At 47.4% G+C, this 15,888-nt stretch carries 10 protein-coding genes; 9 read left to right on the top strand and 1 reads right to left on the bottom strand.

Annotation, left to right across the window (positions count from 1 at the left end):
• The first annotated feature begins 36 nt into the window (after nucleotides 1-36).
• The 4 genes from AC3WQ3_RS22765 to AC3WQ3_RS22780 all read left to right on the top strand — a co-directional run bounded on the left by AC3WQ3_RS22765 (nucleotide 37) and on the right by AC3WQ3_RS22780 (nucleotide 4,820).
• A complete protein-coding gene (locus AC3WQ3_RS22765; RefSeq protein ID WP_336780009.1) occupies nucleotides 37-1,674 on the top strand; it encodes an extracellular solute-binding protein in 1,638 nt (545 codons plus the stop codon).
• A gap of 115 nt (nucleotides 1,675-1,789) precedes the next feature.
• Nucleotides 1,790-2,737, top strand: coding sequence for an ABC transporter permease (locus AC3WQ3_RS22770; protein WP_095287251.1), 948 nt, complete (start codon nucleotides 1,790-1,792; stop codon nucleotides 2,735-2,737).
• 10 nt (nucleotides 2,738-2,747) lie between these two features.
• A complete protein-coding gene (locus tag AC3WQ3_RS22775; protein ID WP_492473654.1) occupies nucleotides 2,748-3,635 on the top strand; it encodes a carbohydrate ABC transporter permease in 888 nt (295 codons plus the stop codon).
• 33 nt (nucleotides 3,636-3,668) lie between these two features.
• Complete coding sequence (locus tag AC3WQ3_RS22780) at nucleotides 3,669-4,820, top strand: glycoside hydrolase family 76 protein (RefSeq protein ID WP_492473655.1); 1,152 nt, start codon at nucleotides 3,669-3,671, stop codon at nucleotides 4,818-4,820.
• A gap of 142 nt (nucleotides 4,821-4,962) precedes the next feature.
• Here the strand turns inward: AC3WQ3_RS22780 and AC3WQ3_RS22785 are convergent, their stop codons facing one another.
• Nucleotides 4,963-7,020: a GxGYxYP domain-containing protein gene (locus tag AC3WQ3_RS22785; RefSeq protein ID WP_492473656.1), complete on the bottom strand. Its 2,058-nt coding sequence runs from the start codon at nucleotides 7,018-7,020 to the stop codon at nucleotides 4,963-4,965.
• A gap of 311 nt (nucleotides 7,021-7,331) precedes the next feature.
• On the opposite strand from AC3WQ3_RS22785, the gene AC3WQ3_RS22790 reads away from it, so the two are divergent.
• From AC3WQ3_RS22790 to AC3WQ3_RS22810, 5 genes are all read left to right on the top strand, one after another.
• On the top strand, nucleotides 7,332-8,480 hold the full coding sequence (locus AC3WQ3_RS22790) for a GntR family transcriptional regulator (RefSeq protein ID WP_492473657.1): 1,149 nt from the start codon (nucleotides 7,332-7,334) through the stop codon (nucleotides 8,478-8,480).
• Nucleotides 8,481-8,640: 160 nt separating this feature from the next.
• Complete coding sequence (locus AC3WQ3_RS22795) at nucleotides 8,641-10,845, top strand: hypothetical protein (RefSeq protein WP_492473658.1); 2,205 nt, start codon at nucleotides 8,641-8,643, stop codon at nucleotides 10,843-10,845.
• A 40-nt stretch (nucleotides 10,846-10,885) separates the two neighbouring features.
• Entirely contained in the window at nucleotides 10,886-13,981 is a 3,096-nt protein-coding gene (locus tag AC3WQ3_RS22800; RefSeq protein ID WP_492473659.1) for an alpha-mannosidase, read from the top strand.
• A gap of 37 nt (nucleotides 13,982-14,018) precedes the next feature.
• Nucleotides 14,019-14,945: an ABC transporter permease gene (locus AC3WQ3_RS22805; RefSeq protein WP_336780017.1), complete on the top strand. Its 927-nt coding sequence runs from the start codon at nucleotides 14,019-14,021 to the stop codon at nucleotides 14,943-14,945.
• A gap of 12 nt (nucleotides 14,946-14,957) precedes the next feature.
• Entirely contained in the window at nucleotides 14,958-15,854 is an 897-nt protein-coding gene (locus tag AC3WQ3_RS22810) for a carbohydrate ABC transporter permease (protein WP_127535806.1), read from the top strand.
• The last annotated feature ends 34 nt before the right edge of the window (nucleotides 15,855-15,888 follow it).

A 15,888-nucleotide genomic window follows, 5' to 3' on the forward strand; every position in this document is an offset into this window, starting at 1 on the left:
GATTATTCAAGTAAATCACATAAAGGGGATGACAGGATGCACAAACGCAGCAAGATCGCTTCACTGCTGATGGCCTGTATGGTGCTCGTTGTATTCAGTGGCTGCAGCGGGGGGAACAGTGATACCGCACAGCCGCAGATATCAGAGCAGGACTACGAACCTTACGGCAAATATGAGACGCCAGTCGAATTCACGATCGGCCGTAATACCAATCATGTGAATAACCTGCCTCCTGGTGACACCATTGAGGACAATTTGGCCACACGGTATGTAGAAGATCGGGTGAATGTCAAAGCGAAGGTGGCTTGGGAAACAGACGATATGGATCAGAAGCTATCCTTATCCATGACCACGGGTGAATTGCCTGACGTCATGTTAGTTAGCCGGGAGATATTTAATCAGTTGGTAGATAATGATCTGATCGCCGATATGACTGAGGTATATGAGAAGACAGCATCCGAAGGTGTGAAGAACATCTATGGCTCCTACGGTGATTTGCTGCTTGATCAAGTGAAGGTGGATGGCAAAATTATGGGGCTTCCGATGACAAACATCGGTAATCAGCACCAATTGCTGTGGATTCGGAAGGATTGGGTAGATAAGGTGGGTGCCAAGCTGCCGGAAACGGCCGAAGATGTGTGGAATCTTGCCAGAACATTTGTGGAAAAGGACGTATCCGGCACAGGTAAGACGGTGGGTATGGTCATGGATTCAAATGCGATGAATTTTAGCCCAATGTTCGCGACGCATGGCGCGTTTCCAACGAATTGGATCGAGAAGGATGGTCAGGTGGTATACGGGTCCGTTCAGCCCGAGATGAAGCAGGCACTTGCTGAAGTTAGCGCCATGTACAAAGAAGGCTTGATTGATAAACAATTTGCAGTCCGGTCAAGTGAAGAGAAGGAAGCACTGGTGATCAACGGACAGGCGGGAATTGTTTTTAATCCATGGTGGATCGGCTATACCAATTACAAGGATTCCATCAAGCAAAATCCCGAAGCCGTATGGGTCGCGGTATCTGCACCACTGGATCAGGACGGCAAGTTCAGAACGATTCGTCAGGATCCTGTGGGGGGAGGAATCGTTGTTGTGAACAAGAATTTCGCCCATCCAGAAGCCATAATGAAATCGGTCAATCTGACTACGGATTTCCTTTATTCCTTAACGGATGATGCGATCAACTACAAGAAGGAACATCCCGATGAGATGTTGACTGATGCGAGCCGCTGGAATAACGATCCTACTCAGATTCCAATGCAGGTCGATTATGACGATGTGCTGAAGCGCTATTACGAAGATCTCATGAAAGCCGATGAGTCCGGAGATGCTTCCGCTGTTCAGGAAGACCGTGTTGTCTCGTTCAAGGCTTATCAGGAATTCAAAGAGAAAGGCAATGCCGTTGACGTCAATACCTATGGCGAATATCTATCTCGGATTGAAGGACAACGAGAAGCAAATAACCCCAATCTGGAAGTGACTCCTGCAGGCTTTTACGGGACGACAGAGACGATGAAGCTGAAATGGGCGAACCTGCAAAAGCTGGAAGAGGAAACAATTCTCAAGATCATTATGGGGCAAGCTCCTATTGATGAATTTGATACGTTTGTCGACACATGGAAGCGTACAGGCGGAGATGAGATTACGGAGGAAGTCAACGAGATGGCTCAAAGGTAATACAGGCTGTGTGAAGCAGGACTGTAGCATAGCGGAAGCCTGATACCAGACTTCCGCACCTGCCTTTAGCGATATGACATGCCTATAGATATAGCAAGATGGAGGTGAGAAGGCAATGGCGCAAGCAGAAACGACGATACCACCCAAAAGGGAACTACGCTCAGTCCAGAAGAAACGTAAGCGATTTGACGAAATGACCTATCATTTTATGCTCCTGCCTGGCATGGTGATGCTGTTTATTTTCTCGATTGTGCCCATGTTCGGCGTAATCATGGCGTTCCAGAAGTTCATTCCTGCCAAAGGCATATTCGGTTCCAAATGGGCGGGGCTTAGCAACTTCACCTATATGTTTCAACTGCCGGACGCGAAGCAGATTTTTATCAACACGCTGGTCATTGCTGTCGGGAAAATTGTGCTGGGATTGATTGTTCCTATTGTATTCGCCCTTCTGCTTAATGAGGTTCGTCTGAAAGTGTTCAAGAGTTCGATTCAAACGATTGTGTACTTACCGCATTTCATGTCATGGGTTGTCTTGGGCACGATGCTGACTATGATATTTTCTTTTGACGGCATGATTAACAACTTCCTTGAGCTTCTCGGCTTGGAACGCATTATGTTTCTGGCCAGCAACGATTGGTTCAGACCGCTGCTGATCGTAACGGATACCTGGAAGGAGTTTGGTTATGGAACCATTGTCTATCTGGCTGCGTTAACGGCCATTAACCCTGCCTTGTATGAGTCCGCTGCAATGGATGGTGCGAATCGCTGGAAGCAGACGCTCCACATTACGCTGCCAGGCATGTTCCCAACCATTATCCTGCTGGGTACATTGAGTCTCGGAAACGTACTCAATGCCGGATTCGATCAGGTGTTCAACCTGTATAATCCGCTCGTATATGAAACGGGTGATATCATTGATACCTTTGTGTACCGCATGGGTCTGATCAATATGCAGTATTCGTTCGCAACAGCCATTGGTTTGATGAAATCGGTGATCAGCTTTGTTCTGATTGTCATTTCGTATAAACTGGCTTCCAAGTATGCGGGGTACAGAATTTTCTAGGAGGGTTAGCATGATTCAATCCAAAACACTCGGTTCCAGGCTATCCCGACTATTGATTATGTTCACGTTGATCCTGATTACATTCATGTCCCTGGCCCCGATTGTAAATACGATTATGGTTTCCATCAGCAGCAGTACGGCAGTGAATGCAGGCCGGGTTTATTTTCTCCCGGTGGAGCTGAACTTCTCATCCTACGCACAGATTTTGAAAGATACGAAGTTCTGGAATGCGTTTCTGATCTCGGTTGAACGGGTGGTGCTTGGTGGTGCGATCAATATGATTTTGACCATTCTTATGGCCTACCCCTTGTCACGCAGTATTTCACAGTTCAGATCCCGGAACACATACATGTGGATTATCGTGTTTACGATGTTATTCAGCGGAGGTATTGTTCCTTGGTACATGGTGATTAGCAAGCTAGGGCTGATTAACAGCATCTGGGCATTGGTTTTACCGGGTGCGGTACCCGTATTCAATGTGATCCTGCTCATGAACTTCTTCAAAGGCCTACCCAAGGAACTCGAAGAGGCTGCCTTTATTGACGGAGCGGGGCCGATCAAAATTCTGCTTAACATCTTCATCCCGATTTCCATGCCGAGTTTGGCGACTATTATGTTATTTGTCATCGTTGGACATTGGAATAACTTCTTTGACGGAATCATTCTCATTAACGACAGCTCTAAAATACCACTACAGACTTACCTGCAGCGGCTTAGTCTAACGCGAGACCAAATGCAGAATCTCTCTGTTGAACAGCTGCAGCAGTACAATAAAATTTCGAACACGACATTGAATTCTGCCAAAATTCTGGTCTCGATGATCCCTATACTATTAATCTATCCTTTTCTACAGCGTTATTTGATCCACGGTATCGTCCTCGGGGCAGTGAAGGAATAATCTGATGACTTTAAGAAAGGAAGGGATATGCAAATGCGAAAGAAAAAAATCGTAAGTCTGACGGTGGTTCTCAGTATTATTCTGGTTACTACGATGGGTGCAAGTGGTGGAGGCAAAAAGCACTATGCCAATCAAGCACAGTGGGCACAAGAGAAACTGGATGAATATTACTGGAACGATGAAGCACAAATGATGAATAACGCTTATCCTTCGACACCGGAAGGTGAAGAGCCTTTGAATTATTGGTGGAAGGCTCATGCTGTTGATGCACTGGTAGACGGATACGAACGAACAGGAGACGAAGCGTATACGGAACGGGCGGAAAAGCTGGTGCGCAGTATTATTGAACGCAATGGTTCGCTTCATAATGAATTTTATGATGATATGGAATGGCTGGCTCTTGCTGCTCTCCGTCTTTACGATGCCACAGGCAGTGAAAAAATGAAAGATTACGTGCTGGAACTCTGGGCAGATATCAAGACAGCCTGGTGGGAAGATGACCTGGGAGGCATGGCTTGGAAGAAGGACCAGCGATACAACCGTAATGCGTGTTCAAGTGGTCCGGCTTCGATTCTGGCAGCAAGGCTGTATGAGCGTTTTGGTGATCCTCAGGATCTGGAATGGGCTCAAAAAATATACGAATGGGAAAAACGCTATCTCGTTAATCCGCAAACAGGACTCGTCGCAGACGGCTTGGTGCTGCGTGAAGACGGTACACTTGATGTGAATGAAGCGTGGATCTTCACCTATAACCAGGGCACATTCATAGGTGCCGGCGTGGAGCTCTACCGGATTACGGGAGATCAGGTGTATTTGCAGGATGCAGAGAAGACAGCTGCAGGCTCCCTGAAGTCCTTGACGAATGAGAAAACCGGAATTTTCTTAGAGGATGGGGATGGAGATGGTGCCTTGTTCAAAGGCATATTGATCCGTTACATGGTAGAACTGTATGATGCCGGGCATAACAAGACTCTGAAGCAAGCAATCTTCCGGAATGCAGATGCGTTATGGAAAGGCAGCCGGAAAAATGGATTATTCGGTCAGGCCTGGGGTCAACCGGCCCAGAATCCGCTCCATCTTACGGCCCAGCTAAGCGGTGTCTTTCTGCTTGAGGCAGCTGCGAAGCTGGAGACAGGTAAACGTTCCAAGTCAGGAAAACAACAGAAACAGCAGCAGTTAAAATAAGCGTTTGTTTTGAAACCTTTTGAGCATGAGCAATTCGGGTTGTCACACCATGGAAAAGAAGCATCGTATCCCTATTAAGGGTTACGATGCTTTTAAGCGTTGGGGTACTATACCGTATGAAGTATGAAGACTATTATGAAGGCTATTTGATAGCAGGTAAATGCTTACTTTCTCGAATGAGGGAGAAATAGTCATCCGCTCGAACCACTTCAAATTCTTCTCCCAGCTCTTCAGTGAGTGCAAGTGCATCGGATGGAGTCATGCTCCAGGCAAGCAACCCAAGAGAAATGAACAACGGCGACTTTCCATCCCAGTTCGCTTTTGCTTCATTAAGGACCTGTAACCCATCCTGGGCTGTACTTATCCCGCGAATCGTAGATACCGGCAGACTCTTGCCAACGATCTCGACGCCATAGTTATCTTCATAACTAATGAATAGACCTGGTGAGTGATAGTCTTTCTCGTAAGCGTTTGCTTTAAATGGGGTGAGTGGTATATTTTCGCTGTCTTCCCGGTTTAAAACATACGAGATCGTCATGCCAGTCTTTTTGAGATATTTTTCGGTTTGTTGCAAAAATTGCCGGAAGCTCGAATCTGGCCATGCACCCGGATAGAAATATCCGGCACCGGATGGTCCGGCAATCAGCAGATCATTGGTAGTCGCCGTATTCACATAATGATTCAATATCGCTGGTGCGCCCTCATAGAGAAGCGGGCTTGATGTCCAGTTGAGTGGAACCTTGCCTCTCGCCGGATCGTCCCACATCACGCGCATGCGATGCTGGTTGTACTGAAAATTATCGCCTTCAGTAAAGGTATACGTTACATAAATTTTGTTCTCCAGCTGGGGACGTGGAGATTTTTTGACAGGCTTGAAATTCGGCTCGGTTCCCGAGAATACGGTCAGATTACTGAACCAGTCGGCAGCGAGTACGTAAACGCCATAACGGGAGGCAATCTCAACAGAGCTGAATTCACCTTCCACATCATTGCTGAACCAGCCAAGGTAGGGGGTTCCCGATTTTACATCAGACATGATTTTCTCAAAAAGAGCTTTTTGTTCAGGTACATTAGAGTCAAGCCAAAACACCATCGCTTTATTGGCGACCGCATAGTCCCGTAAATAACCATAGGGTTCACGCTGTTCTGCAGAGAGAGGACGGATATTCCCAGCGGATACCTTATACTGGTTCCACATGTCCACTTCAGCCGTCAGTTCATTCGTTCCTGCAGGAGGACTGAATTCATACACAAAATAATTGCCATTATCGGCGAACCGATGACCGCCTTGACCCTCAGCCACCTTGGAATTTTGTCTGTCATACAGAAATGCTTCTTCTTCAGGGGTGCCTGCAACGAAGTTTGCAATGACTTTGCCATCTGCCTTCACTGTAACTTCATGTACCGCCGGTCCCCAGCCATCCTGGGTTACGGCGTCATCAAACCGAAGGTATACCTCGGACTTGCCAAGTAGGGAAGAAAGGTCAAGGGAGTATGTGTCTCGGTTGCTGGCATCACGTATTGGCTGCTTTTCCTCAGCAATGGTCACAAAGGACTCCGGAAGGCCAGAGGGGATCCGAATCGCTGTATCCGGACCAAGTCCGACTAACATCTGCTGGGTCGTTTTCTTCCACAGATTCTCATATTGCCAGGTATAAGCATCAAGCCGGCTGCTGAATTTGCCCTGCAGATCATCAAGGATCTTCAGTTTATACGGAGCTTTGGACAATTGGGCGGCAAGCTCTGGACTGGCAACAACCGCATCTTTCAGACCAGCAAGAGTGGTGGCCACATTAATTGAATCAGGCAAATTCGGGTCATACACAATCATGCCTTTGACATCGTTACGGTATGCCGAGAACACTTTCCAGTAATCCTGATGAAGCGTATAGGGTACATTGAGATCATTGAGCCAGGTCATTTTTCCTTCTTCCTGGGACTCGATCAGATAAATCCGCGGTTGTTTCCTGTTAACGATCCCCTGCAACGTTGCAAAGAGCAATTTGACATCACCTGGCGCATCATAGATATCAGCTGCATCCAGATGCTTCGGCTTCTTGAAACTGGGTAGTTCCCGGTTGACTTTGGAATCCACAGGTTTAGTGGTTTGTACAACGGTTTCCGAAGCAGACGCCGCTCCAGCAGTTAAGGAAAAAGCACATAGGAAGGCTAAACAGAACATCTTGAATCTACGAGCCATGGCGATCTCACTCCTTGTTTGTAGTCAAAAATTAGAGCGTGTGTATCCCTCAGTTATCTCATCCTCCTTTTGCGGCCAAAAGCCAGACACACATCTCATTTCAAGATATATTAAATATATTCATATATGTTATTGCAAGGGTTTCGACAAAACTTCCCATTTATTTAAGGAAAAGCGACATTCCGATCCCGATATTTACCTGGAAAAGTTATAGTATACTGCGGTTAAGTTCAGCTTGTTTATTGCGCTTGCTTGTGAAAGGATATATTATATATCTCAAATATTATGAATGAATTGGTGATGTGATCCGAATGAGTACAAACGAACGAATTCCGTTGTATCAGCAAATCCAGGACTATGTCAGACATATTATAACTACAGAAAAGATGAAACCCGGCGATCGCATACCGACAGAAAAGGAACTGATGGATCAGTTTCAGGTCAGCAAAATCACCGTGGCCAATGCCTTGACCGGATTAGCGAATGAAAAGTTGATCGACAGGGTGCCCGGCAAGGGGAGTTTTGTGGCTGAAGAAAACGATATCGTACCTGCGCCGCGAGCAACGGCGATCGCATTGAAGGGAAGAGAAGGTATACTGGCAACCGGGATGGTCGGTGTGGTTATGCCTTCAATCCATGATTACTTTGCCATAAGACTTGTTGAGGGAATTGAACAGGCCCTTAGCGAAAAAGGTTATCGCAGCATGGTCATGTTTACACAAGGCAGGCTGGATAAAGAGAAGGATGCCATCAAGGAACTGAAGGCACTCGGCGCTGAAGGCCTGTTAATTTTTCCTGTCGATGAGGAAAACTATAACGAGGAGATCCTCGGCATGAAGCTTTCCGGTTTTCCTTTTGTACTGATCGACCGCTATTTGCCTGGTGTCGAGACACACTATATTGCGGCGGATGGACGACGCGGTACAAAACTTGCCGTAGAGCATCTGTGGGAGCTTGGCCACCGCGATATCGCCATCTGTTCGGATTCGCCACTGCAAACCGTCACGGTTCAGGAGCGGATCGAAGGTTATATTGAGGCATTGAAAGACAAAGGATCGTTAATTAATCCAGCGCATATGATTACAGATTTCCAACCCTTAAGTGTGCTTAAAGATGCGGAAACCCACCCCTTATACAGGTATATTGTAAACCGAATGGTCACGGCATACATTTCGCTCAACGGAAGGCTAGGTGTGCAAATTTATCAAATGGCGAAGCAAGCAGGGCTTCGGGTGCCTGAAGATGTATCCATAGTAAGCTTTGATGATCCCACATCCATTGTGGAGGAATTCAGCATTTTTACCCATGTGAATCAGTTTGAACGAGATATGGGATACCAGGCTGCGGTTAAATTACTCAAAGTGTTGCATGGTCATGAAGAATCGAAAAGTTATAGTAAAATACTGATTGAACCTGAACTTATGATACGTCAGACCACTGGCAAGGCTCCTCAAACCTGATATGGATGAACATAAAAACCTTCTCCGTCAACGACGGAAAGGTTTTTTTATTTTATTAAAAAACATATTGAATATATTCAATCCATATATTATAGTCTAGAAAATGATGGATAATCATACAACACAGTCCAAACCACATTTAAAACAAGGGGGTTAGAATGTGTCACGAGACCGCAAGGAAGAGCGCACCGGATTTCAGGAGTCTGCTCCGTATCATCCCGACTATGATTTGCAGACTGACTTTGTAATGGTTTATGGCATCGACGAATCCATGCCGGAACGCATCAAGCAATGGAAAGACAAAGGATATATTGTGCATCTCATGACTGGGGTTGCCTGGGGAGAATACAACGATTACCTGGATGGTGAGGTAGATGGCATACCCCACTGGGATGAGGCTCAGATGGATCGTCACCAGCAGATGATTCTTCATGGAAATAAACCGGTTATTCCGTACATGGTACCAACCATTTCGTTTGGACGTTATCTAGCCGAGCGCATTCGAATCGCTGTAGATGCGGGCGTTGAGGCTATCCATCTGGAAGAGCCTGAATTCTGGGTGAATGGTGGATATTCCGAAGCTTTTAAAAGGGAATGGCAGCTATATTACAAGGAGTCCTGGATTCCGCCGCATGCTTCGCCGGATGCCCAATATCGTGCTTCCAAATTAAAGGCCTATTTATATACCCGGGCCCTTGATCGGTTGTGTGCCGAGATGAAGGATTATGCATTGCAGCGATATGGCCGTGTCCTCCGCTTCTATGTCCCAACGCACAGCCTGATCAATTACACGCAGTGGCGAATCGTCAGTCCGCAATCACAACTTGTTGAGCTGGCTTCCATCGATGGATACATTGCACAGATCTGGACAGGGACATCGCGTACAGCCAATGTGTATGAAGGGGTTCGAGCGGAACGCACTTTTGAAACCGCTTACCTTGAATACGGCGTGATGCAGGAACTGGTACGCGGAACCGACAGGCGCATGTGGTTTCTGCATGATCCGATCGAGGATAACCCGAATTACACCTGGGCGGATTACAAACAGAACTATCTAAAGACCGTTGTCGCCTCGCTTCTGCATCCCGGGGTTGCCCATTACGAAGTCGCACCATGGCCACGAAGGATCTTTCAAGGGACTTACCCAACGGAAGAAGGTTCCGGCAAGGAGAGAATCCCCGCAGACTATGCAACAACGCTGCTTCAGGTCATGCATACGCTGGGTAACCTGGACCAGAATGTGACCGAAATCGATAAGAATCCGCTGCAGGTTGGTGTTCTTATTGCCGATTCTGCTATGTTTCAGCGAATGAAGCCGGATCCAGAGGCGCCTAATCCAGGAAAGTATGATGGAACAGATCCTGAAGGGTTTCAGGAAGAGGGGGATACCGAACTGCTCGATTTCTCTCCTTTTTATGGTCTCGCGCTTCCACTGCTAAAACACGGATTGCCTGTCCGTCCCCTTTTACTGGATAATGTGCGGCGGTATCCGGGTTATCTGGCGCCCTACCGTGTACTTGTCCTGAGCTATGAGTTTATCAAGCCACAGTATCCGGATGTTCATTATGTGCTGGCACAGTGGGTGCAGGATGGCGGGGCACTGATTTATGTTGGCGATGATAGTGACCCCTATCATGATATTCGCGCGTGGTGGAATCTTGATCAGGAAGAGGGAAGGTCTGGGACCAAATATCATTCCCCGCGTGAGCATTTGTTCGAGCAACTTGGTCTGAAGGAGAAAGCGGGCGGCGCCCACCGGATAGGCAAGGGAGGGATTGTCTGGCTGAACGAACATCCAGCAGAATTTACACGATCCAGTGCAGCTGCTGATCGCCTTCGTCAATCGGTTCACGATATCATTGCCGCGCTCAACCCACCAGCTATCCGGTGGGAACCGAGACCGTATTTCAAAATGAGGCGCGGCCCTTACATCATCGTATCTACTTTGAATGAGTCGGTAAGCGAAGAACCTCTGGTCATATCGGGCCCGGTGGTGGATTTATTCGATTCGAAGCTCTCTGTACTAAGCCAGGTGGTTCTGAAACCTGGAGAGCAGGCGCTGCTCTATGATGTTGAGTCAGGACGTCCAGCAACTGGAGAAGTTTCTCTCATCGCGGCTTCCTCCAGAATCGAATCTTTGTCCGAATCGGGTACAGGTTTTCAATTTTTGGCGAAAGGACCTGCCCGTCTGCAAGCAACCGCTCGGCTGTACAGCAAGGTTGAGCCTGTATCGGCCCATTACATTGTTGAAGGTCAAGCGGTATCCGCAGCTTGGGAATGGGATCCGGATTCACAGACCGTGCTTGTTCAATACGAGCATGGAAATGAAAACAATACAGAGGTACATGTGAGATGGTCTTCCTGATTTCATAGCCCAATCACCTTAACAGAGAGGAGCAACGATCATGCCATACGAACCGATTAGGCCAGAACGGTTAAAACAGATGATAAATAAACTTCGAGAAGCCATATATGAGCCGATTACCGAGCTGGAAGTAAAAGCTTGGGTTACGCCAGAGCCCGTATCCTATGAATCCCGGATGTCGGGAACGGAAGTTACGCTCCATCCAGGAGAACGCTGGGGAGAGCTATGGGACTGTGCCTGGTTCCGTTTCACGGGCAAAACGCCAGCCCATAAAGTCAACAGTCATGAGAGCATCGTTCTCTTGTTGGACGTCAGCGGCGAACTATGTCTGGTCGACCACGAAGGAACGCCTGTTCAGGGGTTGACGACCATTAACTCCGAATTTGACTTCTCCTTGGGCTTGCCTGGCAAGCGAGTCGTTCAGCTCCGTGAAGCATGTATCAGAGGAGATGAGATCGAAGTATGGGCAGAAGCAGGCAATAACGATTTGTTTGGCAAGTATCAGGGCGGCTCTCTGAGAGAGGCTGTTATCGCAGTCTGCCGAGAAGACATTCGTAGTTTGTACTATGACACCGAAGTTCTACTGGAGACGGCAGAACATCTCCCAGCGGGTACAGCTCGCAAGGAAAGAATCTACCAGACACTCTATGACGTGTCCTTGCAGCTGACCGAATTCTCCGAAGAGCGTATCCGACTGGCGAAGAGACAAACGCATGAGCAGCTCAGTTTTCAAGGGGGAGATTCGGTCTTAACCCTGAGTGCTGTAGGTCATGCACATATCGATTTGGCCTGGTTATGGCCGATCCGTGAGACGATCCGTAAAGGGGCTAGAACGTTCTCGACCGTGCTTCGCATGATGGAACGTTATCCGGACTATGTGTTTGGAGCGAGTCAGCCCCAGCTGTACGATTGGATGAAGCAGCATTATCCCAAGTTATATGATCAGATCAAGGGACGAGTACGTGAAGGAAGATGGGAGCCGCAGGGAGCCATGTGGGTGGAGTCGGATACGAATGTGCCGGGCGGAGAATCCCTTGTACGGCAGATTCTGTATGGCAAACGTTATTTTCAACAAGAGTTCGGGATGGAGATGAAATCACTTTGGATGCCTGACGTATTTGGTTATTCGGCAAGCTTGCCCCAACTATTGAAGAAATCCGGAGTCGATTATATGATGACCCAGAAACTCTCCTGGAGTGAGTACAATAGACATCCCCATCATTCATTTATATGGGAAGGAATTGATGGCTCAGCGGTATTAACGCATATGCCTCCCGAGGATACGTACAACAGCCCGGCAGCACCCCGTTCTATTGCCAAGGCTGAGCAGGGATATCTGGATAAAAATGTATCCGGACACGCGCTGATGCTCTTCGGGATAGGCGATGGGGGAGGAGGACCGGGTGAAGAACATCTGGAACGGCTTGAACGGACCAAGAACCTGCTCGGCTTGTCTCCCGTTATACAGGAGCCTTCATGGTCATTTTTTGAAAAGCTCAATGAAGAACGAGAGAAATTCCAGACGTGGCGCGGGGAGCTGTATCTGGAAAAGCATCAGGGTACCTTGACTAGTCAAGCGCGTAGCAAGCGGTATAACCGGAAAATGGAGAAAGCGCTGCGTGAATTGGAATTTGCATCCGTTCTGGCTGCAGCCCAGTTAGGTCACTCTTATCCCTCTGATCTACTTGAAACCACTTGGAAGGAAGTCTTGTTGTACCAATTTCATGATATCCTTCCGGGATCATCGATCAAGCGGGTATACGATGAATCGCTAATCAGGTATGAAGAGCTGTTCATCCAAACAGAGAACATGATTGCAGATACCTACAGCCGTTTGGCAGATCAGATGGCTCCAAGCGAGAAGTCTTCCTCCGCATCTGCAGTGGTGTTTAATTCATTGCCTTGGGACCGCCAGGAATGGCTTTACATGCAAGGCCGGTGGATGAAGGTTCAGGTTCCCTCCATGGGATACACAGTTGTTCCTAAATATTCGAACCAGAACAGCATGGATGAGTCCGGAGCTTGCATTGAACAGGAATCAGGGATACTGGATTCAGAGTTACATGTAAATGTGGAAGAACGTTTCATAGAAAACGACTCATTCCTCGTGAAATTTGATCCGAACGGTGCCATTCTCTCTATCTTGGATAAAGCAGAAGCACGAGAAGTCATTCCACAGGGACATCAGGGAAATAAACTGCGTGTGTATCATGATGAAGGAGATGCATGGGATTTCAGCCATGATTATTCAGTGAAGGCCGGTGTGCCGCCAACATTGCATGAAATTCGTGAACTTCGCGAAGGGCCTAGGATTGGACTGATCTTCCAATACAGCTATGGCGAATCCGAGTTGACTCAGAGCGTTATTCTTACTCAGGGCAACCGGAGAATCGATTTTGTAACCAAGGTGGATTGGCGAGAAAACGCCAAGATGCTGCGTACGTCTTTCCCAGTGAACGTCCGCACAGATCAGGTGCATTGTGAGATTCAGTTTGGCAGTCTGTCCAGACCGACCCATCGCAATACCATGTGGGATTTTGCGAAGGATGAGATCTGCGCACATCAGTGGATGGATATATCCGAGCCTGATTACGGTGTGGCGTTACTCAATGATTGCAAGTATGGTCACAGAGCCTTTGATAACGTGCTTGACCTGAACCTGCTGCGCAGCAGCTCGTACCCTGATCCGGAAGCAGATCGTGCTAAACACGAATTCACTTACTCGTTATATCCGCATCAAGGGAATCACGTTCAAGCCGAGATCTATCGAAGAGGCAATGAATTGAACATCCCTTTGCGTGTAGTGGCGTTACCCTCGGTAGGCGTTAAACAGGATGGAAATCTGCCTTTCTCAAAATCATTTCTGCAACCTGACCATACACATGTCATGGTTGAGTCCATCAAAAAGGCTGAAGATGGTGACGAGATCATCGTTCGGCTGTATGAAACGTCTGGAACACATGCTCATACGGTCATTCACCTTGGATTCGATACCGCTGAGGCCTGGGAAGCTGATCTGATGGAAAACATCATATCGCCACTTCCGATGACAGATCCATCCCAAATATCGCTATCATTTAAGCCATTTGAAATCATGACTCTGCGTTTGAAGTTGTTGCAGGTACAGAAGAGGTAGCAGATGTTCGTCATTTGGAGAAAGGAGAGGTGGGAATGTGATCAAGCCAAGAGCAACCAACAATCGATTGATGAAGCGAATCTGGCAGCATAAACTTTTTTATTTGTTCATGCTGCCAGGTATTGTCTGGTTTTTTCTTTTCTCTTATGTCCCGTTGTACGGAATCCAGGTTGCCTTCAGGGACTACAACTTTATGGGTGGATTTACCGGAAGCCCATGGGCGGGTTTCAAGTATTTCGAACAGTTCTTCAATTACTATCAATCCGGTGACATCATCCGCAATACGATCATCATCAGTCTTATGAAGCTGCTGATCGGTTTTCCGATGCCCATTATTCTTGCACTCCTGTTAAATGAAGTCCGCATGATCCGGTTTAAGAAGACTGTTCAAACGTTATCCTACTTGCCTTATTTCGTATCCTGGATCGTAGTGGTCACGCTGATGCAGAGGCTGTTGACACCCTATGGTGGACCAGTCAATGACTTCATGGGAACGATGGGGGCAGAATCAATCCAGTTTCTGAACAATCCAACCTGGTTCTATCAACTAATTGTTGGATCGGACATCTGGAAAAACATCGGCTGGAACTCCATTATCTTCATGGCCGCCATCGCAGGGATCGATCAGCAGCTCTATGAGGCTGCCAAGATTGATGGTGCAGGACGTTTCAGGCAGATGTGGCACGTGACACTTCCCGGCATTCGCAGTGTGGCGATCCTCTTATTCATTCTTGCCGTAGGCAGCTTGATGAGTGCAGGATACGAGCAGCTGCTTCTTCTGAATGGACCTGCTACCGCGAGCATTGGCAGCGTACTGGATGTTCATGCCATCAACTCCGGGATTCGCGAAGGGCGCCTCAGTTATGCCGCAGCTGTTGGGTTATTCCAAAGCATTATAGGACTTATTTTGGTACTGACCGTCAATCGCATTGCCCGCAAAGTCAGTGATGTATCCCTGTTCTAAGGAGGTGACGATATGGAACGAAAATGGTCTGTATTCTCAGTGTTCAACTATACTTTTCTTGCGTTGGTCGGTTTCTCCATGATCTACCCCTTTATTTATATTTTGGCCTACTCATTAAATGAAGGTAAGGACTCGATGCAGGGGGCAATTTATTTTTTACCCCGAAAATTCACTTTGGAGAACTATGCCGAGGTATTTGATAATGCACGCATCTGGAAGGCATACCAAATTACCCTCATGCGTACCGTGCTGGGTACGTTCCTGCACGTGATATTGTGTACCCTTATGGCTTATGCACTTTCCAAAAAAACATTGCCTGGCCGTTCCTTTTTTACCTTTTACATTTTTTTGCCCACGATTTTCAGTGCGGGTTTCATTCCGTTCTTTATCACACTTCAAAAACTGCATCTGATCAATACCTTTTGGGTGTACGTTTTGCCTCTGTTATTTAATTTCATGCACATCATCATTATTCGTACGTTTCTGCAAGGCATACCGGAGGAATTGGAGGAGTCTGCCCGTATTGACGGCTATGGCGATTTCCAGATCTTTGTGAGAATCATCCTGCCTCTTTCAGGACCTGTGCTCGCAACCATTTCGCTATTTATCGGAGTAGCTCATTGGAATGACTGGTTCTCTGGTGCCTATTACGTATCCAACAAAAATCTGATCCCGGTGCAGACCTTGCTGCAAGAAATGCTGACGGAAGCAGAAGCATTATCCAATTCCATGCAGCGGGCAGCGCAGCAAGGAGGCCAGACGATAGGTGGAGTCGGCGGGGCAGGAGCAACACCGGAATCCATGCGCATGGCCCTGCTTGTTATTACGGTTTTTCCAATCTTGTGCATTTATCCGTTTCTTCAACGCTATTTTGTCAAAGGGGTCATGATCGGCTCGGTTAAAGGTTAATCATATCAGTTCTATCTATCAGGCTTAACCTTGA

The sequence above is a fragment of the Paenibacillus sp. FW104-T2 genome, from assembly GCF_058789975.1.